This window comes from Pantoea sp. JKS000250 (assembly GCF_003201065.1).
In the GTDB taxonomy this organism is placed as follows: domain Bacteria; phylum Pseudomonadota; class Gammaproteobacteria; order Enterobacterales; family Enterobacteriaceae; genus Pantoea; species Pantoea vagans.
Map to the genome: position 1 here is coordinate 560104 of NZ_QICZ01000001.1, position 19556 is coordinate 579659.

Below are 19556 nucleotides of genomic sequence, written 5' to 3' on the forward strand. Positions count from 1 at the left end.
CTTTTAACCGCCGCCAGGGCGATAAACGTGGCAAAAGGATACGCTGCTGGTTTTGCACTGTCGAGGCCAGCGATGCGATCCTTATCCTTGATTCATACCGCCGAAAACATTACTTTTGCCGGCTATCGTCAGGAGAATATTATGAGCCATAACCTTGCCGTGCTGTCCCAGGAAGAGAAAGACAAGATCAATGTCGATTTAGCGGCAGCGGGCGTGGCGTTCAAAGAGCGCTATAACATGCCGGTCGTTGCCGAGATGGTGGCGCAGGAGCAGCCCGAAGCGCTGCGTGACTGGTTTCGTCAGCGTCTGATGCAATACCGCCAGGCGTCACTCAGCCTGTCGCGCCTTCCTTATGAACCGAAGATGAAGCAATGATGTTCCGCGTTATCGATACCGAAACCTGCGGTCTGCAGGGCGGCGTGGTGGAAGTCGCGTCCGTGGATGTGGTCAACGGTCAGATTGTGAATCCAATGAGCGATCTCACCCTGCCCGACCGCCCTATCAGCCGTCAGGCGATGGCGGTGCATCGCATTACCGAAGCGATGGTCGCTGGTAAACCGACCATTGAAGAGGCGATCCCGCGCTATTACGGCAGTGCTTTCTATGTGGCGCATAACGCCAGCTTTGACCGCCGGATGCTGCCGGAGATGTACGGTGAATGGATCTGCACCATGCAGCTGGCGCGCCAGCTCTGGCCGGGCATTAAATATGGCAATCAGGCACTGCGTCATTCGCTGAAGCTGGATGTGACGCCGCCCGCTGACCTGCATGCGCACCGCGCGCTCTATGACTGCTATGTCACGGCGGCGTTGCTGATTCGGATTATGGAGGTCTCTGGCTGGGGTGCTTCCGAGATGATTGTGCGTTCACAACCGGCGGCCCAGCGCGACGACATTCTGCCGTTCGGTAAATATCGCGGCCAGGCCATTGCGGTGATTGCGAGAAAGGATCCGGGCTACCTGAAGTGGGTGCTGAATAATGTCAGCGATCTGCGCCCGCCATTGCGGCAGGCGCTGAATAAATACCTGTCGGAGTCTCAGTAATCCTGAGCGGGCGGCAGGGTGCCCTGCGCCAGTCCCAGCAGGAAGGTGTATTCCATCGCGATACCTTCGTAGGCTTTGTAACGCCCCGACTTGCCGCCGTGACCGGAATCCATATCGGTGCAAAGCAGCAGCAGGTTGTTATCCGTTTTCAGCGATCTCAGCTTCGCCACCCACTTGGCCGGTTCCCAGTACTGCACCTGTGAGTCGTGCAGGCCGGTGGTGACCAGCAGGTGGGGATACGCTTTCGCCTCAATGTTGTCATAGGGGCTGTACTGGCGGATGTAGTGGTAGTACTCAGGATCGTTGGGGTTGCCCCACTCGTCATACTCACCGGTCGTCAGCGGAATCGACTCATCCAGCATGGTGGTGACCACATCCACAAACGGCACCTGCGCCACCACGCCGTGGAACCGCTGAGGCGCCAGATTAATCACGCCGCCCATCAGCAGGCCGCCTGCACTGCCGCCCATCGCATAGAGCCGTTCCGGGTGGCCGATGCCGCGCGCCACCAGTGCATCCGTGACATCAATAAAGTCGGTGAAGCTGTTCATTTTGTTGAGCAGGCGACCGCCGTCATACCATTGCTGTCCCAGCTCACCGCCGCCGCGCACCTGTATCAGCGCATAGACAAAGCCGCGATCCAGCAGGCTCAGACGGCTGACGCTGAAATCGGCATCCATGCTGCTGCCGTAGGCGCCATACCCATAGACCAGCATCGGGTTCTGACCAGGCTGATAATGTTTGCGGTGATAAACCAGCGACACCGGTACTTCGGTGCCATCGCTGACTTTGATCCAGTGATGCTCGCTTTTGTAATCTTCCGCGTTAAAGCCTTTAACCTGGCTCTGCTTCAGAATGCGGCGTTCGCCGGTATCCATATCCAGTTCAAACAGCGTGGTCGGCGTGGTCATCGACGAATAGCCGTAGCGCAGTTTACTGGTGCGCGGCGTCGGATTGTACGCCAGCCAGGTTACATAGGTCGGATCGTCAAAGGCGATGCCGCTGGTCTCGCCGCTGGCCCAGTTAATCTGTCGCAGGCTGGTCAGGCCGCGCTGGCGCTCCTCAACCACCAGCCAGTCGCGGAACAGCTGGAAATCCTCCATCACTACCTGTTCCCGTGCCGGGATAAGTGTTTCCCAGCGTGTCTCATCCAGATAGCGACTGCGATACAGCCCGAAGTTTTTGCCTTCGCGATTGGAGCGAATGAAGAACTGATGATCGTAATGGTCGATGCTGTATTCATGATCGCGACGGCGCGGCAGAAAGACATGTGGCTGTGCATCGGGGAAGTTCGCATCGATCAGCTGAATTTCGCTGGTGTTGGTGCTGTAGAGCGCAATCATGATGAACTGCTTGGAGGTGCTCTTGTGCACGCTGAGATGATAGGTGTCATCCTGCTCTTCGTAGACGAGCTTGTCTTCCGACTGCGGCATACCCAGTTCATGTCGCCACACCTGATACGAGAGCAGCGTCTGCGGATGTTTCTGCACATAGTAGATCGTACGGGAGTCATTGCCCCAGGCGAAGCTCGATGAGGCGTTACTCAGCACTTCAGGATACCAGCTGCCACTCTCGAGGTTGCGGAACCGGATGCCGTACTGGCGTCGCGACAGGAAATCTTCGGCCAGCGCCATGACCCGGTTATCGGGGCTGATGTGCAGCGCGCCCATCGTGTAAAAATCGCTGTGCGAGGCGCGCTGGTTGGCATCCAGCAGCAGACTCCACTCGCCAGACTCCTCGCTTGCTGCCGGTTGCCGGTAATAGGCCGGATATTCGTTACCGCTCTGATAGCGGCTCTGATAGCGGTAACCGTTTTTCACATAGGGCACAGAGTGATCTTCCGGCGGCAGCCGATCGATAATCTCTTTTAATACCCGGTCCTGCAGCGGCTGCTGCGATGACATAATTTTTTTGCCGTAATTGTTTTCGGCACGCAGGTAATCAAGGACTTCGCTGTTTTCACGTTTGTCGTCGCGCAGCCAGTAATAATCGTCAACGCGCGTCTCGCCGTGCAGCGTCATCTCATGGGGAATTTTTTTTGCGATGGGTGCTTTCATCCATCCGTCTCCATCAACGTAATGATCTGTAAGCGTAACACTTCGGCAGCCGGAAGCCAGGTATGACGAGAGAAGCTGCCGCTGGCCAATCACTTCGTGTGACCAGCCAGCGGACTTCAGCCAGGATTAACCGGCAGGCAGACGGGATTTTTCAGCCTCAAGATCCTGCTGGATGCCGTCGCGGACATCCTGAGGAATTTTCAGCGCGTCGCCCAGCGCGGAGAGATAGCTGCGTTCCATAAAGTGATCGACGTCGATAGCAGTACAGCTCAGGAAGTAAAGCTCCAGCGCCTCTTCCTCATTTTTCACATCGGCGGCCAGCCACTGCGGGTCCAGCGGGCGGTTCATCGCTTTCTGAATCAGCTGTTCTGCATCCTGGCCGTAACCGGACTGATGAATATTCTGCTCAATGGCTGCCCGCTCCTGATCGTCGATGTGCCCGTCACTTTTAGCGGCAAACACCAGCGCCGTGACCAGACGTTCAGCGCGCTGGTCTATGGGCGTCTGAGCCACGCCAAAATCAGGTTCATTCTGGTGCGCTTCGCTGACCCGCTGCTTATATTTGTTCCACAGCACCGCACCAGCGGCCGCGCCACCACCAATAATCAGCGCTTTGCCGCCATATCTGGTCAGCAGTTTGCGTGAAGACTTACTGGAGACCAGCATGGCGGCCAGACCGCCCAGCGCACCCGGTGCCAGCATGTCACTTAAGCCGCCGCCCGATTTGCCTTCACCGCCCTTCTTTGCCAGTACCGACTGAATCTGTTGCAACCAGTTATTCATCATTCACTCCTTTCAGGATGTCAGCCCGCTATCCTGACCAAAAGCATGTCAGGAAACGTCAGAGCGGGAAAAGTACGGCAAAAAGCAGTGTCAGATGGACGAAAGATGAGAACGCAAACGTTTTCGTTTATACTTGCGCGCGAATTTTGACTGCTTAGGTGAATGTATGACGACTCTCGGAACAGCGCTGCGTCCGGCGGCGACGCGTGTAATGCTATTGGGTTCAGGTGAACTGGGTAAAGAGGTGGCGCTGGAGTGTCAGCGTCTGGGTGTGGAAGTGATTGCGGTGGATCGTTACGCCGATGCCCCGGCGATGCATGTCGCCCATCGCAGCCATGTGATCAATATGCTGGATGGAGCAGCGCTGGCTGCGCTGATTGCCGAAGAGAAGCCTGATTTTGTGGTGCCGGAAATTGAAGCCATCGCCACGGATACGCTGGTTGAGCTGGAGCAGCAGGGCCAGCGCGTGGTTCCGACCGCCCGTGCCGCAAAGCTGACCATGAACCGCGAAGGCATTCGCCGCCTGGCGGCTGAAGAGTTGTCACTGCCCACTTCACGCTATCGCTTTGCCGACAGCAAAGCGCGTTTCGATGAAGCCGCGACCGAAATCGGCTTCCCGTGCATTGTAAAGCCGGTGATGAGTTCATCCGGTAAAGGCCAGAGCTTTATCCGCGACGCCAGCCAGCTGGAGAAAGCCTGGGATTATGCCCAACAGGGTGGCCGCGCCGGTGCCGGTCGCGTCATCGTCGAAGGCGTTGTTAACTTCGATTTTGAGATCACTCTGCTGACCATCAGCGCCGTCGATGGCATTCACTTCTGTGCGCCGATTGGTCACCGACAGGAGGATGGCGACTATCGTGAATCCTGGCAGCCGCAGCAGATGAGTGACCTGGCGCTGCAGCGGGCGCAGGATGTTGCCGCGCAGGTGGTGAAGGCGCTGGGCGGTTATGGCCTGTTTGGCGTTGAGCTGTTTGTCTGCGGTGATGAGGTGGTATTCAGTGAAGTGTCGCCACGTCCCCACGACACTGGGATGGTGACGCTGATTTCACAGGATCTGTCAGAGTTTGCGCTGCACGTGCGGGCGTTCCTGGGTCTGCCGATTGGCGGGATTCGTCAGTATGGTCCATCGGCATCTGCCGTTATCCTGCCGCAACTGACCAGCCAGAATGTGCAGTTTGTGAATGTCGAAGCCGCACTGGGGGCCGGTCTGCAACTTCGGCTGTTCGGCAAGCCGGAGATTAGCGGGCAGCGTCGTCTGGGCGTCGCGCTGGCCAGCGGTGAGAGCACCACGCAGGCGATTGCGCGTGCAGTTGCCAGCGCAGCGGCGGTTACGGTTCAGGGGTAAAGGTGTGCGGTGAGCAGACGCTCACCGCCATTACTTACTTCGCGCCTTCGACAGCTTCGCGAGCCAGGCGGGTGATGCGATCCCAGTCGCCCGCTTCCAGCGCATCGTTAGGCACCAGCCAGGAGCCGCCGATGCACAGCACGCTTTTCAGCGCCAGATAGTCACGGTAGTTGGCCGGAGAGATGCCGCCAGTCGGACAGAAACGCACCTGCGGGAAAGGTCCGCCAATCGCCTGCAGCGCTTTCACGCCGCCATTTGCTTCTGCCGGGAAAAACTTAAACTCGCGCAGACCATAGTCCATACCGGTCATTAACTCAGAAACCGTGCTGATACCCGGAATCAACGGAACCGGCCCTTCAACCGCCGCTTTCAGCAGCGATTCCGTGACGCCAGGGCTGATAACAAACTGTGCACCGGCATCGGTCACTTCCTGTAACTGCTGCGGATTAATCACTGTGCCCGCACCGACAATCGCATCCGGCACTTCTTTGATCATCGCACGCAGTGCATCCATCGCTACGGGCGTGCGCAGCGTGACTTCCAGCACTCTGACACCGCCTGCCACCAGCGCTTTCGCCATCGGCACAGCATGTTCCAGTTTATTCACCACGATGACCGGCACGACAGGTCCGGTGGTCAGAATCTGTTCAGCACTCGTTTTCCAGTTTTTCATCAGTTCCCCTTGCTTGATAACACCGGGATTGTGGCCCGGTCATGGAGCATCGGCTCCTGCCCTGTAGATTGCGTCACTACCATACATGATTCGCTTCCTGAGCGTCTATCCTCCTGCGCCCATTTTGAAACAGCAGTTCAGTTTTATTCGTATCCGCTGGCACGATTTCAAGGCGAAAAAAAAGCCCGCGTGGCGGGCTGTAACTGCAGATGAAACCAGGTTTCGTATTTGCCTGGCCGCAATGTCTTAGTTTAAGGCGCAGGGAACACGGGCAGAGGAGGAAAGCGTCCCGCGCCATGGATGGCGCGGGCCGAGCGGCCAGGGATTGGCTCAAGCGCCTTTACGATCTGACCGTGTTCCCTTCGCAGTCACAGTCTTACAACAGACCGGGCTGACATAATCACCAATCTCACCACCGCGTGGCGGGCTTCATCATCACTTCAGTTATTCAAACTCGTTCCACGAGCGACCATCGCGGGTGATCATCGCCACCGAGGCCACCGGGCCCCAGGTGCCAGCCTGATACGGCTTGGAAGAGTCACCATCTGCCGCCCATGCGTTGATAATCGAATCAACATAGGTCCATGCGGCTTCAACTTCATCGCGACGCACAAACAGCGCCTGGATGCCGCGCATGCTCTCCAGCAGCAGACGCTCGTAAGCATCGGCAAGGTGCGACTGGTTGAACGTCTCGGAGTAGCTCAGATCCAGCTTGGTGGTCTGCAACTTGTGCTTGTGATCGAGGCCTGGCACTTTATTCAGGATCTCGATATCCACGCCCTCGTCCGGCTGCAGACGAATGGTCAGCTTGTTCTGCGGCAGCTCTGAGTAGGAATCTTTGAACAGGTTCATCTCGGGGTTTTTAAAGTAGACCACCACTTCGGAACATTTGGTCGGTAAACGCTTACCGGTACGCAGGTAGAACGGCACGCCTGCCCAGCGCCAGTTGTCGATATCGACACGAATTGCGACGAAAGTCTCCGTAGCGCTCGTTTTATTGGCCCCCTCTTCTTCAAGGTAGCCTGGCACTTTTTTACCCTGCACAAAGCCCGCAGTGTACTGACCGCGTACGGTTTTCTCACGCACGTTGGTCTGGTCGATGCGGCGCAGCGAGCGCAGCACTTTAACTTTTTCGTCACGGATGCTGTCGGCACTGAGATCGGACGGCGGCGACATGGCGATCATGGTCAGAATCTGCAACAGGTGGTTCTGAATCATGTCACGCATCTGACCCGCTTTATCGAAGTAACCCCAGCGGCCTTCAATACCCACCTCTTCGGCCACCGTGATCTGCACGTGGTCGATGGTGCGGTTATCCCAGTTATTCACGAAGATAGAGTTCGCAAAGCGCAGCGCCAACAGATTAAGCACGGTCTCTTTGCCGAGATAGTGGTCGATACGGAATACCTGGCTCTCATCGAAGTATTCACCAACGCTGTCGTTGATCTCCTGCGAGGTTTCCAGTGAGGTACCGAGCGGCTTCTCCATCACCACGCGCGCCGGTTTCGCATTCAGCTTCGCGGTGCCCAGTCCCTGACAGATCGCGCCAAAGGTGCTCGGCGGCATTGCAAAGTAGTTAATGGTGGTGCGGTTTTTCTGGTCCAGCATCTTGCCCAGTTTCGGGAAGTGCGTGGTGTCGTTAACATCGAGGTTGCAGAAGTCGAGACGACTGCTGAGTTTGTCCCACAGCGCTTCGTCAATCTTCTCCTTCATGAAGGTTTCCAGCGCTTCACGTACCACTTTGGTGTATTCCGCTTTGTCCCACTCGGCACGGCCGACACCAATAATGCGGGTTTCCTCGTGGATCTGACCCGCTTTCTCTAACTGGTACAGTGAAGGCAACAGTTTACGGCGTGCAAGATCGCCTTTGGCACCGAAAATCACCAGATCGCATGCCTGGGCTGTTTGTGTTACCGCCATTTTCCTCTCCTCGTTGCAGGATAGTCCGGTGGTGATGCATCCTCTGCCACCGGGTCCAGGTTATTATTTTCTTTCAGCACAATGTACTTTTTTCCCCGCGCCAGGTAAACCGACTCGCCGGGTCAACCGCATTAACTCTGTACCGGATGCGCTGCACGCGTGTGATGACACGTGCGGATTGCCGGTTTTTTCTGTGTCTGCTGGTGTCAGGAAATCTGGCACCGGTCAAAGTATCCCAAAAAAAAGCGCCATCGGCTTGTCCGCCGTTGCGCCTGTCGGCCGCTGACGCGATATAGTCTCTGTTAATCGGCGCTGACGACAGTGATAATTGAAATTGATAAAAGCGATAATGGTCATCGGCTTATGAATATGCTGGAAAAAATTGAGGCGCAGTTCGCTGCGCTGAGCAAAGCGGAACAGAAAGTCGCCCGGCAGATTCTCGCTGCCCCCCAGGCGGCGATGCACTCCAGCATTGCGACGCTGGCAGGCGTTGCCGGCGTGAGTGAACCCACCGTAAATCGCTTCTGCCATCGCCTGGGCGCACGCGGCTTTCCCGACTTTAAACTGCAACTGGCACAGAGTCTGGTGAAAAGCAGCAGCTGGGTCAGCCGGGGTGTGGAGGATAACGACAGTGTGGAGGACTACAGCCACAAGATCTTCGACTCGGCGCTGGCTGGCCTGCAGCGGGTGCGCGATCAGCTGAACAGCACGCAACTGCAACAGGCCGTCACCCTGCTTGCGCAGGCCGACAAACTCGCCTTTTTCGGGCTGGGGGCATCGGCGGTCGTGGCGCATGACGCCTTTACCAAATTTCTGCGCTTTAATCTGCCGGTCATCTGGTCGGACGATATTGTGATCCAGCGCATGAGTTGCATAAATAGTCGAGCCGGTGACGTTTTTGTTCTCATTTCACATACTGGACGCACAAAAAATATGGTAGAACTGGCTCGCCTGGCCCGTGTAAACGGTTCCACCGTTATTGCCATCACCTCTCCCGATTCACCCCTTGCCCATGAAGCAGCGATAGCTTTAGTGCTTGATGTACCGGAAGATACGGATGTCTATTTGCCGATGGTGTCGCGCCTGGCGCAGTTAACCGTGATCGATGTGCTGGCAACCGGTTTTACCCTGGAACGGGGTGCCCCCTTCCGGGAAAACCTGAAACGCGTGAAAGAGGCGTTGAAAGCGTCGCGTTATGAAAAGAACACCCTTCGGGAAGAGAGTGATCAGTAAAAAATTAACATCACATTTACAATGTGAGTCGTATCACAACCCGTCGATCATATAGAATAGATAACCATGCTGTGTCCACAGACCCGGACACGCTTAAATGTTTACGGAGTCCCCGATGTCAAGACGTCTCAGAAGAACCAAAATCGTAACAACCCTCGGCCCGGCCACCGATCGTGATAATAACCTCGAAAAAATCATCGCTGCCGGTGCGAACGTTGTACGACTCAACTTCTCTCACGGCACGCCAGAAGACCATCAGCTACGTGCCGACAAAGTGCGTGAGATTGCCGCAAAACTGGGCCGCCACGTGGCTATTCTCGGTGACCTCCAGGGTCCAAAAATTCGTGTTTCGACCTTCAAAGAAGGTAAAGTTTTCCTGAATATCGGCGACCGTTTTCTGCTGGATGCCAGCCTGGGTAAAGGCGAAGGCGATAAAGAGCGCGTGGGTATCGACTACAAAGGTCTGCCTGAAGATGTGGTGCCGGGCGATATCCTGCTGCTGGATGATGGCCGCGTGCAGCTGAAGGTGCTGGAAGTTCAGGACACGAAAGTCTTCACCGAAGTCACTGTCGGCGGCCCGCTGTCGAACAACAAAGGCATTAACAAGCTGGGCGGCGGCCTGTCAGCTGAAGCGCTGACCGAAAAAGACAAGGCAGACATTATCACCGCCGCTAAGATCCGCGTCGATTATCTGGCCGTCTCCTTCCCACGCTGTGGTGAAGATATGAACCTGGCGCGTCGTCTGGCGCGTGAAGCGGGTTGTGACGCTAAGCTGGTCGCTAAAGTGGAACGTGCCGAAGCGGTTGCCAGCCAGGAAGCGATGGATGACATCATTCTGGCATCAGACGTGGTGATGGTTGCGCGTGGCGACCTGGGCGTTGAGATTGGCGATCCGGAACTGGTCGGCATTCAGAAAGCATTAATTCGTCGTGCCCGTCAGCTAAACCGCACCATCATTACCGCGACGCAGATGATGGAGTCGATGATTACTAACCCGATGCCAACCCGCGCAGAAGTCATGGACGTGGCTAACGCCGTGCTGGATGGCACCGATGCCGTGATGCTCTCTGCAGAAACCGCAGCGGGTCAGTATCCGGCAGAAACCGTCTCAGCGATGGCGAAGGTCTGCCTGGGCGCAGAGAAGATCCCAAGCGTCAACGTCTCCAAGCACCGTCTGGATGTTCAGTTCGACAACGTCGAAGAAGCGATCGCCATGTCGTCCATGTACGCCGCAAACCATTTGCAGGGCGTTACTGCGATCATCACCATGACCGAGTCGGGCCGTACTCCGCTGATGACCTCACGTATCACGTCGGGCCTGCCGATCTTTGCGATGTCCCGCCATGAACGCACGCTGAATCTCACTGCACTCTATCGCGGTGTGACGCCAGTGTTCTTCGACAGCAACAACGATGGTGTCGCGGCCGCACACGACGCGGTTAACCTGCTGCGCGATAAAGGTTTCCTGGTTTCAGGCGATCTGGTTATCGTGACCCAGGGTGATGTGATGGGCGCCACCGGCACCACTAACACGACCCGCGTGCTGCGCGTGGATTAATTGCGCCCGCGTTTACATTGTCGGTGTAGAATCAACGACGCGACTGCCTGGCAGTCGCGTTTTTCTTTTCTGACAAGGAGGCAAGATGCCCCGTTTCCAGCCCATCAGCCAGCTTACCGGCCGAATTTTACTTTTTCCTCTGGCGTTAGTGCTGTTCGAGTTTGCTACCTATATCGCTCACGACATGATCCAGCCCGGCATGCTGATCGTCACCAGCGAGTTCTCCGTTGGCCCGGAATGGGTTTCTACGTCGCTAACCGCTTACCTGATTGGTGGCATGGTGCTGCAATGGCTGCTGGGTCCACTCTCTGATAAGTTTGGCCGGCGACCGGTGATGCTCTCCGGCATCCTGTTTTTTGCCGTCGCCTGCATACTAACCAACTGGGTCAGTTCGATTGAAGAGTTTGTTGGCCTGCGTTTTATTCAGGGTATCAGCCTCTGCTTTATTGGTGCGGTTGGCTATGCCGCCATTCAGGAAGCCTTTGATGAGGCGCTGGCGGTGCGCATGATGGCGCTGATGGCTAATGTGGCGCTGCTGGCCCCGCTGGCAGGTCCGCTTGCCGGTGCAGCCTGGCTCACTGTGGGTAGCTGGCGCAGTATGTTCTGGCTGTTTGCCGCCTGCAGCCTCGTTGCGTTTGTGGTGCTGTGGCGTGTGATGCCCGAAACCGCAGGCGACCGCAGCCACTCCATCGCCCTGCCGAATCTGGCGCGCAACTATGCCCGACTGATGAAAGACCGGCTGGTGATGTTCGGGTCTTTTGCTATCGGGCTGGTGTTTATCCCGATCCTCACCTGGGTTGCCCTGTCACCGGTGATCCTGATGCATGACGAAGGTCTGTCTCGCATGCAGTATGCCCTGCTGCAGCTGCCGGTGTTTCTGGCGATGATTGCCGGTAACCTGACGCTGAGTAAGCTGGCCGGACGGGTGCCGATTGAACAGCCGGTGAAGTTCGCCGCCTGGCCGATTCTGATTGGTCTGAGTCTGGCGCTGGTGGCAAGCCTGCTGAACAGCCACGGTTACCTGCTCATCACGGCTGGCCTGAGCCTCTACGCCTTTGGCGCAGGGATGGTGAATGCCGGACTCTATCGACTGACGCTCTATGCCAGCGATGAAGGCAAAGGCAGCGTGGCGGCCATGCTGGGGATGATCAGTATTCTGACGCTGGCGGTGGGGATTGAGCTGGCAAAAAGTGGCTACTTCAGCGGCGGCACGTTGTGGTTCTGTCTGATTAACTTTATCAGCGGCGTGCTTTGGTTTGGTCTCGTGACCCTGTTTATGCGCGAACGTAAACGTCGCAGCAGGCTGGAGGCGTTATAACAGAGCTGCGTAATCGTCTGCGCTGAGCATGCCACGGATGGCGATTTGCGTCTTTGCGCAGGGGGTATGCTTCCTGAGCCAGCTCTTTCATTCACTCATAAAAGGCTGCGAAAGCGGCCTTTTTATTATCACTTAATCGCTGGATCTGGGTGAATCTGAAAGCGGCAAATAAACTTAAAGCGCAGGGAACACGGGCAGAGGAGGAAAGCGTCCCGCGCCACGGATGGCGCGGGCCGAGCGGCCAGGGATGGCTTAAGCGCCTTTCCGATCTGACCGTGTTCCCTAAGCATTTTCGAACTTACCGCTAACCAAACCCGACGTACCAAAAAGGCCGCTTTTGCGGCCTTTCTGCTATTTGCGCGGATAAAGCTCTTTGCGCGAATAGGGTTCGATGTCACCCTCTTTGCGGGTCTTCAGCAGCTTGAGGATCCACGTGTACTGCTCGGGATGCGGGCGGACAAACACTTCTACCTCTTCATTCATCCGGCGAGCCAGCTGGTGATCGTCGGCCTGCAGCAGATCGTCCATCGGCGGACGCACATAAATCTCAAGCTTATGCGTTTCACTGTTATAGACCGGGAACAGTGGCACCACGCGGGCTCGGCACACCTTCATCAGCCGGCCTACCGCAGGCAATGTCGCTTTATAGGTAGCGAAAAAATCGACAAATTCGCTGTGCTCGGCACCGTGATCCTGATCGGGCAGATAGTAGCCCCAGTAACCCTGACGTACTGAACTGATAAACGGCTTAATCCCGTCGTTGCGGGCATGCATCCGGCCGCCATAGCGACGACGGGCCGTGTTCCAGGCGTAGTCCAGCAGCGGGTCGCTCTGATTGTGGAACATGGCCGCCATCTTCTGGCCTTCTGACGCCAGCAGCATGGCAGGAATATCCACCGCCCAGCCGTGTGGCACCAGGAAAATCACATTCTGCTGCTCAGCTTTCATCTGGTCGATGATTTCACGACCATGCCACTCAACGCGCTGCCGGATGCGAGCAGGATCGCGCAGCACCAGCTCGGTCATCATTGTCATCGCCTGCGGCGCTGTCGCAAACATCTCATCGACCAGCGTGGCACGCTGCTCTTCACTGAGTTCCGGCAGGCAATAATAGAGATTAATCAGCGCGCGGCGACGTGCGCCCTTTGCCAGCTTACCGGCAAACCGGCCTAACCGGCCCAGCAGCGGATCGCGCACTTTCGGCGGTAAATACGCCAGACCCGCCAGCGCACCTATTGCCAGCCAGCTGCCCCAGTACTTAGGTTTGAGAAAAGAACGTTCAAAAACGGGAATAAATTCAATGTTATTTTTTTTACGGGTTTCCATGCACTCGCCTCAAGCAATGACCGGCTTATGATAGTGACGACCTGAAAATTTGCAATCATCCTGCGCCAGATAGCAAAAAACCGACGGAGAAGCCGTCGGTTTTTGCGCGATTTGACGAAATTCTCTTACTTCAGACCCAGCTGAGGCAGCCAGGATTTAACCTGTGCCATGTAGTCGCTGCGATCTTTGCCGGTCAGACCTTCCATGCGCGGCAGCTTCGCCGTTAATGGGTTAACCGCCTGGTTATTGATCCAGATTTCGAAATGCAGATGCGGTCCGGTGGAGCGCCCGGTGTTGCCGGACAGTCCAATACGGTCGCCACGTTTCACTTTCTGACCTGGCTTCACCAGCACTTTCTTCATGTGCATATAGCGTGTCATATACTGACGGCCATGACGGATAGCGACGTAGTTACCGGCGGCACCGCCGTTTTTCGCTACCACGATCTCACCATCACCCACTGCGAGCACCGGCGTACCGATTGGCAGCGCAAAGTCGACGCCTTTGTGCGGCGCAATGCGGCCCGTTACCGGGTTAAGACGACGCGGATTAAAGTTGGAAGAGACACGATACTGCTTAACCGTCGGGAAGCGCATAAAGCCGCGTGCCAGACCGGAGCCGCTGCGATCGTAGAACTTGCCATCTTCCGCGCGGAATGCGTAATAATCTTTACCGCCGCTGCGCAGGCGCACGCCCAGCAACTGACTCTGGGCACTCTTGCCATCCAGCATTTCACGTGACATCAGCACGCTGAACTGGTCGCCAGCACGTAGCTTACGGAAGTCCATCTGCCACTGCATCGCTTTAATCACGGCGCTGGCTTCAGCCCCGCTCAACCCCGCCCGCATGGCGCTGGCGGCGAAACTGCCGCGCACTTCGCCCTGCATCACGCTGTTGCGCCATTCGCCCTTCTGCATCTCCGCATCCATCTTAAAGCCACCGGCTGGGGTGCGCTCATAGGTGCGGGTTTCACGACGGGAAATTTCCCAGCTCAGGGTTTTCAGGCCACCATCATCATCCAGCGTCCAGCTCAGCTGCTGACCGACCTGCAGATTACGCAGCTCGCGATCGCTCACCACCAGCGCATTGATATCACTGATGTCGATGCCATACTGATTCAGGGCACTGCTCAGGGTATCGCCGGATGAAACAGTGTAGTCATGCACCCCTGCCGTTTCGGGCACGTCGGTGTCGACATCATCCGCAGGCAGCTCTTCGTCCGGTTCCGGTGTGCTCTGATCGATCGGCTCACTGGCTTCCGGCAACAGCGTGCGGAGCGTGTTCTTATCCAGTTCAATGTTTTTAACGATGGGCGTCACATCATCCGTCGGATGATAAACGTAAGGCCGCCAGACAGCGACGGCCAGAGTGACTACAGTTAACGATCCCAGCATTACGCGGTGGGGGCGCGGCAAATTATTAAATGCGAGGGCGACAGAGCGGGCTATCTGCTGCACTTTTACCTATTCCTCATGCTCCATTCAGGCAGCTTTCATACTGGCTCGACAGTTGTGAGAGGAATTTCACATAGCTGTCTTTGGCTAAGCTGATGTCCGTGCCCAGGGGATCAAGCGTGCCTTTACGCACCTGTGTTCCGCGGGAGACAGCATCGATGACTGCTGGTCTGAATTGTGGCTCAGCAAAGACGCAGACCGCCTTTTGCTCAACCAACTGTGTTCGTATCTGGTGTAAACGCTGAGCGCCCGGTTGAATTTCAGGATTGACGGTAAAATGCCCGGCGGGCGAGAGACCGTAGTGCTTTTCAAAGTACGTGTAAGCGTCGTGAAAAACGAAATATCCTTTATTTCTGACCGGAGCAAGTTGTGCGCTGACGCGTTTGTCCGTGTCCGCCAAAGCTACCTCAAACTGCTGGAGGTTGGCGTCAAGTTTGGCCTTATCTTGCGGCATAAGTTCCAATAATTTTCCATGGATTGCAACCGCGGTTTTGCGCGCAATCTCTGGCGACAACCACAGGTGCATATTAAACTCGCCGTGATGGTGATGATGCGCTTCAGCATCCTGATCTTCGGATTTTTCCGCTGCGTGTTCATCTTCATCTTCACCACCGCTAATCAATAACGGTTTTACCCCGTCGATGTTCACCATCGCGAGGTTTTTTTGAGCCGGAAGTTCAGCCGCAGACTTCGCCATAAAGGCTTCCATTTCTGGCCCGACCCAGACAACTAAGTCCGCGTTTTTTAAGCGTTTTGCATCAGATGGCCGCAGGGCGTAATCATGTTCGGACGCGCCGTCCGGCAGCAGCACCTCAACCGGTGTAACGCCATCGGCAATAGCAGCAGCAATAAAACCTACCGGTTTGAGTGAAGCCACAACATTCGCCTGGGCAGGAAGGGTTAACAAAGCTGAAACAGATAAAGCAGTCAGGGCGAAAATTGAGCCCTTTTTATTATGTAACATATTGCGTCATTCCATCGTGACCATGAGGTGGAATGTGATATTATAACATTCGAAATTCTGTGCAACCTGTAAATACTATGACCTCACTTGTCACACTCGATAACGTTTCGATAAAGTTTAACCAGCGCAATGTGTTATCAGGCGTCAGCCTGGCATTGCAGCATGGTCGCATTCTCACCCTGCTGGGTCCCAACGGTGCCGGAAAATCAACGCTGGTGCGTGTGGTGCTCGGCCTGCTCGCCCCTACAACCGGTTCGGTTCAGCGTGATCCTGCTCTGCGTATCGGCTACGTGCCGCAGAAGCTGCACATCGATCCCACCCTGCCGGTCACGGTTGAGCGCTTTATGCGTCTGACCCGTGGCAGCAAACACGCGGAGATTATGCCAGCACTGAAACGTGTGCAGGCGGGCCATCTGCTCAACTCCCCGCTGCAAAAGCTCTCCGGCGGTGAAACTCAGCGTGTGTTGCTGGCACGCGCCCTGCTGAATCAGCCTCAGTTGCTGGTGCTGGATGAACCAACGCAGGGAGTGGATGTGAACGGTCAGGTTGCGCTGTATGACCTGATCAATCAGTTACGCGTGGAACTGAACTGCGGCGTGCTGATGGTTTCCCACGATCTGCATCTGGTGATGGCGAAAACCGACGAAGTGTTGTGCCTCAATCACCATATCTGCTGTTCCGGCACGCCGGAAGCCGTCTCGCAGCATCCCGAATTTATCGCGATGTTTGGCCCGCGTGGCGCGCAGGAGCTGGCGATCTACCGTCATCATCATAATCACCGTCACGACCTTCAGGGACGTATCGTTTTACGCAAAGGACAGGGTTCATCATGATTGAGTTGTTATTACCGGGCTGGATAGGCGGTGTGATGTTAGCGCTGGCTGCCGGTCCGCTGGGTTCGTTCGTCGTCTGGCGTAAGATGTCCTATTTCGGCGATACCCTGGCGCACGCGTCTCTGCTCGGCGTAGCCTTTGGCCTGCTGCTGAACGTGAACCCCTACTACGCGGTGATTCTGGTGACGGTCTGCCTGGCGCTGGGACTGGTCTGGCTTGAGCGGCGTCCGCATCTGGCTATCGATACCCTGCTGGGCATTATGGCGCATAGCGCGCTGTCGCTGGGCCTGGTCGTCGTCAGCCTGATGAAGAACGTGCGCGTTGATTTAATGGCGTATCTGTTTGGCGACCTGCTGGCCGTAACGCCTGATGACCTCTGGATGATGGGTGGCGGCGTGATAATTGTGCTGCTGGTGATGGCGTGGCAGTGGCGTTCGCTGCTGTCGATGACCATCAGCCCGGAACTGGCGCAGGTGGATGGCGTGAATATCCAGCGAACCCGGCTGATTCTGATGCTGGTTACGGCGCTGACGATTGGCGTGGCGATGAAGTTTGTGGGTGCGCTGATTATCACTTCACTGCTGATTATTCCGGCTGCCACCGCTCGCCGTTTTGTGCGTTCGCCGGAAGGCATGGCGGCCGTCGCGGTGGTCATCGGCGTGATTGCCGTCACCGGCGGTCTCACCTTCTCTGCGTTCTACGACACGCCTGCCGGTCCGTCCGTGGTGCTCTGCGCCGCCATCCTGTTTATCTTCAGCATGGTGCGCAAACCGGCCATGTAGTCACTCTTCGCGCGTAATGCCGAAGTGACGATAAGCATGCTGCGTGGCCAGACGGCCACGCGGTGTGCGCTGAATAAAACCCTGCTGAATCAGGAAGGGTTCAATCACATCTTCGATGGTCTCACGCTCTTCACCAATCGCAGCAGCCAGGTTATCCAGCCCCACCGGCCCACCCATAAACTTGTCGATAATCGCCAGAAGCAGTTTACGGTCCATATAATCGAACCCTTCACTGTCGACGTTAAGCATATCCAGCGCGCTGCAGGAGACTTCTCCGCTCATATCACCATTAGCCCGCACCTCTGCGAAGTCACGCACGCGGCGCAGCAGGCGGTTGGCGATACGCGGTGTGCCGCGTGCACGACGGGCAATCTCTAACGCCCCTTCGTCACTCAGCGCCAGGCCCAGACAGGCGGCACTGCGTCCTACGATGTGCTGCAGATCTTTAACCTGATAGAACTCCAGACGCTGCACAATGCCAAAGCGATCGCGCAACGGCGAGGTCAGCGAGCCTGCACGGGTGGTGGCACCAATCAGGGTAAACGGCGGCAGATCGAGCTTAATCGAACGCGCCGCCGGGCCTTCACCGATCATGATATCCAGCTGATAGTCTTCCATTGCCGGATAGAGCACCTCTTCCACCACCGGTGACAGGCGATGGATCTCATCGATAAACAGCACGTCATGCGGTTCAAGGTTAGTCAGCATCGCAGCCAGATCGCCTGCCTTCTCCAGCACCGGACCCGAGGTGGTACGCAGGTTCACGCCCATCTCGTTGGCCACGATGTTCGCCAGCGTGGTTTTCCCCAGACCTGGCGGACCGAAGATCAGCAGATGATCCAGCGCATCACCACGCAGCTGTGCGGCTTTGATGAAAATCTCCATCTGCTCACGCACCTGTGGCTGGCCGACATACTCGGTGAGCATCTTCGGGCGAATGGCGCGGTCAATTATCTCTTCTTCGTTAATACTGGCAGCGGAGACCAGGCGGTCGGCTTCTATCATGACTTACCTCAAATGGCGGCGCGGAGCGCTTCGCGGATCAGGGTTTCACAATCCGCATCCGGTCGGCCGACTTTACTGATCATACGGCTCGCTTCCTGCGGTTTATAACCCAGTGATACCAGCGCTGCAACCGCTTCAGATTCCGCATCGTTGGTTTCCGGCTCAGCGCTCGGCGTGGTGAGCGTAAAGGCCGAATCGCCGCCAAACAGGTCGCCGTGCATCCCTTTGAAGCGGTCCTTCATCTCAACAACCAGACGCTCAGCGGTCTTTTTACCCACGCCAGGCAGTTTCACCAGTGACGCGATCTCTTCTTTCTCAACAGCGGTCACAAACTGCTGCGCCGACATGCCGGAGAGGATCGCCAGTGCCAGCTTGGGGCCGACGCCATTCACTTTAATCAGTTCGCGAAATAGTGCGCGCTCCTGCTTGCTGTTAAAACCAAACAGCAGCTGAGCATCTTCACGCACCACGAAGTGGGTAAAAATCACCGCTTCGTGCTGAAGTTCAGGCAATTCATAAAAACAGGTCATGGGCATGTAAATTTCATAGCCGACGCCGTGTGCCTCAAGCAGTACCAGTGGCGGCTGCTTTTCCAGAATGTTGCCCCGTAAACGACCTATCACCTGAATGCTTCCTTAACTAACGAATGTGGCGGATTTTATAACATAAAAAAGGCTGGATGAATATCCAGCCTGAGCGTCTGTTCTGTGCGATGCCCTAACCTGAGCGCAACCGTCCGCGCGTCAGCACCAGCTTGCTGTCACTCATGCGCGCGGCGTTCTGCGCCACGTGACAGTGAGTAATGGCTATCGCCAGCGCATCGGCGGCGTCCGCCTGTGGGTTTGCCGGCAGTTTCAGCAGAGTTCGCACCATATGCTGCACCTGACTTTTCTCGGCGCTGCCGATGCCCACCACCGTCTGTTTCACCTGACGGGCGGCATACTCAAACACAGGCAGATCGTGGTTTACCGCAGCAACGATCGCGGCACCCCGCGCCTGGCCGAGCTTCAGCGCAGAGTCAGCATTCTTCGCCATAAACACCTGCTCGATAGCGAAGAAATCGGGTGAAAACTGCGTGATGATTTCGCACACGCCCGCATAAATCAGCTTCAGGCGGGCGGGCAACTCAGTGGTATTGGTGCGGATACAGCCGCTGCCCAGATAGGTGAGCTGGCGGCCGGTCTGACGAATAACACCATAACCGGTGATGCGTGAGCCGGGATCGATACCCAGGATAATCGACATTACGCCTCTCCGGTTAA

General features: G+C 56.4%; 18 protein-coding genes. 8 read left to right on the forward strand and 10 right to left on the reverse strand.

The genetic code is table 11. The features are described from left to right. Nucleotides 1-141 precede the first annotated feature (141 nt). Together BY447_RS02940 and exoX are read left to right on the forward strand one after the other, a co-directional pair. A complete protein-coding gene (locus tag BY447_RS02940) occupies nt 142-375 on the forward strand; it encodes a DNA polymerase III subunit theta (protein WP_033733020.1) in 234 nt (77 codons plus the stop codon). Then, complete coding sequence (gene exoX, locus BY447_RS02945) at nt 375-1043, forward strand: exodeoxyribonuclease X (protein ID WP_033783311.1); 669 nt, start codon at nt 375-377, stop codon at nt 1041-1043. Before BY447_RS02940 ends, exoX begins: the two co-directional genes overlap by 1 nt. Here exoX and BY447_RS02950 read toward each other — a convergent pair. Beyond that, the gene (locus tag BY447_RS02950; RefSeq protein WP_013358157.1) at nt 1037-3100 is read right to left on the reverse strand and encodes a prolyl oligopeptidase family serine peptidase; all 2064 of its coding nucleotides are present in this window, start codon (nt 3098-3100) and stop codon (nt 1037-1039) included. The two genes, exoX and BY447_RS02950, sit on opposite strands and share 7 nt — an antisense overlap. A gap of 126 nt (nt 3101-3226) precedes the next feature. Beyond that, nucleotides 3227-3883, reverse strand: a complete 657-nt coding sequence (locus tag BY447_RS02955) for a tellurite resistance TerB family protein (protein WP_033783313.1) — start codon at nt 3881-3883, stop codon at nt 3227-3229. A gap of 166 nt (nt 3884-4049) precedes the next feature. Here BY447_RS02955 and purT point away from each other — a divergent pair, with 166 nt between their 5' ends. Continuing rightward, nucleotides 4050-5228 carry a formate-dependent phosphoribosylglycinamide formyltransferase gene (purT, locus tag BY447_RS02960; RefSeq protein WP_110330479.1) on the forward strand — a complete coding sequence of 393 codons (1179 nt, stop codon included), beginning with the start codon at nt 4050-4052 and terminating at the stop codon, nt 5226-5228. A 34-nt stretch (nt 5229-5262) separates the two neighbouring features. Here purT and BY447_RS02965 read toward each other — a convergent pair whose 3' ends face one another. After that, nucleotides 5263-5901, reverse strand: a complete 639-nt coding sequence (locus BY447_RS02965; RefSeq protein WP_010258674.1) for a bifunctional 4-hydroxy-2-oxoglutarate aldolase/2-dehydro-3-deoxy-phosphogluconate aldolase — start codon at nt 5899-5901, stop codon at nt 5263-5265. Between the two features lie 444 nt (nt 5902-6345). Further along, nucleotides 6346-7821, reverse strand: coding sequence for a glucose-6-phosphate dehydrogenase (gene zwf, locus BY447_RS02970; RefSeq protein WP_110330480.1), 1476 nt, complete (start codon nt 7819-7821; stop codon nt 6346-6348). Between the two features lie 363 nt (nt 7822-8184). Between zwf and BY447_RS02975 the strand changes: the two genes are divergently transcribed. The 3 genes from BY447_RS02975 to BY447_RS02985 all read left to right on the forward strand — a co-directional run bounded on the left by BY447_RS02975 (nt 8185) and on the right by BY447_RS02985 (nt 11930). Further along, entirely contained in the window at nt 8185-9054 is an 870-nt protein-coding gene (locus BY447_RS02975) for a MurR/RpiR family transcriptional regulator (RefSeq protein WP_199226917.1), read from the forward strand. 115 nt (nt 9055-9169) lie between these two features. After that, the gene (pyk, locus tag BY447_RS02980; protein ID WP_013358162.1) at nt 9170-10612 is read left to right on the forward strand and encodes a pyruvate kinase; all 1443 of its coding nucleotides are present in this window, start codon (nt 9170-9172) and stop codon (nt 10610-10612) included. An 85-nt stretch (nt 10613-10697) separates the two neighbouring features. Further along, nucleotides 10698-11930: an MFS transporter gene (locus BY447_RS02985; protein ID WP_110330481.1), complete on the forward strand. Its 1233-nt coding sequence runs from the start codon at nt 10698-10700 to the stop codon at nt 11928-11930. Nucleotides 11931-12281: 351 nt separating this feature from the next. Here the strand turns inward: BY447_RS02985 and lpxM are convergent, their stop codons facing one another. The 3 genes from lpxM to znuA all read right to left on the reverse strand — a co-directional run bounded on the left by lpxM (nt 12282) and on the right by znuA (nt 15674). Beyond that, nucleotides 12282-13256, reverse strand: coding sequence for a lauroyl-Kdo(2)-lipid IV(A) myristoyltransferase (gene lpxM, locus BY447_RS02990; RefSeq protein ID WP_110330482.1), 975 nt, complete (start codon nt 13254-13256; stop codon nt 12282-12284). A 125-nt stretch (nt 13257-13381) separates the two neighbouring features. Next, nucleotides 13382-14713 (reverse strand): murein DD-endopeptidase MepM, encoded by a 1332-nt coding sequence (gene mepM / locus BY447_RS02995; RefSeq protein ID WP_110330483.1) that lies wholly within the window; start codon nt 14711-14713, stop codon nt 13382-13384. 13 nt (nt 14714-14726) lie between these two features. Beyond that, entirely contained in the window at nt 14727-15674 is a 948-nt protein-coding gene (znuA, locus tag BY447_RS03000) for a zinc ABC transporter substrate-binding protein ZnuA (RefSeq protein WP_107319826.1), read from the reverse strand. A 77-nt stretch (nt 15675-15751) separates the two neighbouring features. On the opposite strand from znuA, the gene znuC reads away from it, so the two are divergent. Both znuC and znuB read left to right on the forward strand, forming a co-directional pair. Beyond that, the gene (gene znuC / locus BY447_RS03005) at nt 15752-16507 is read left to right on the forward strand and encodes a zinc ABC transporter ATP-binding protein ZnuC (RefSeq protein WP_110330484.1); all 756 of its coding nucleotides are present in this window, start codon (nt 15752-15754) and stop codon (nt 16505-16507) included. Beyond that, entirely contained in the window at nt 16504-17289 is a 786-nt protein-coding gene (znuB, locus tag BY447_RS03010; protein ID WP_013358169.1) for a zinc ABC transporter permease subunit ZnuB, read from the forward strand. The genes znuC and znuB overlap by 4 nt, the downstream gene beginning before the upstream one ends. Here znuB and ruvB read toward each other — a convergent pair whose 3' ends face one another. From ruvB to ruvC, 3 genes are all read right to left on the reverse strand, one after another. After that, nucleotides 17290-18294 (reverse strand): Holliday junction branch migration DNA helicase RuvB, encoded by a 1005-nt coding sequence (gene ruvB / locus BY447_RS03015; RefSeq protein ID WP_013358170.1) that lies wholly within the window; start codon nt 18292-18294, stop codon nt 17290-17292. An 8-nt stretch (nt 18295-18302) separates the two neighbouring features. After that, complete coding sequence (ruvA, locus tag BY447_RS03020) at nt 18303-18917, reverse strand: Holliday junction branch migration protein RuvA (protein WP_003849207.1); 615 nt, start codon at nt 18915-18917, stop codon at nt 18303-18305. Nucleotides 18918-19011: 94 nt separating this feature from the next. After that, nucleotides 19012-19539: a crossover junction endodeoxyribonuclease RuvC gene (gene ruvC, locus BY447_RS03025; RefSeq protein ID WP_003849205.1), complete on the reverse strand. Its 528-nt coding sequence runs from the start codon at nt 19537-19539 to the stop codon at nt 19012-19014. Between the last annotated feature and the right edge of the window lie 17 nt (nt 19540-19556).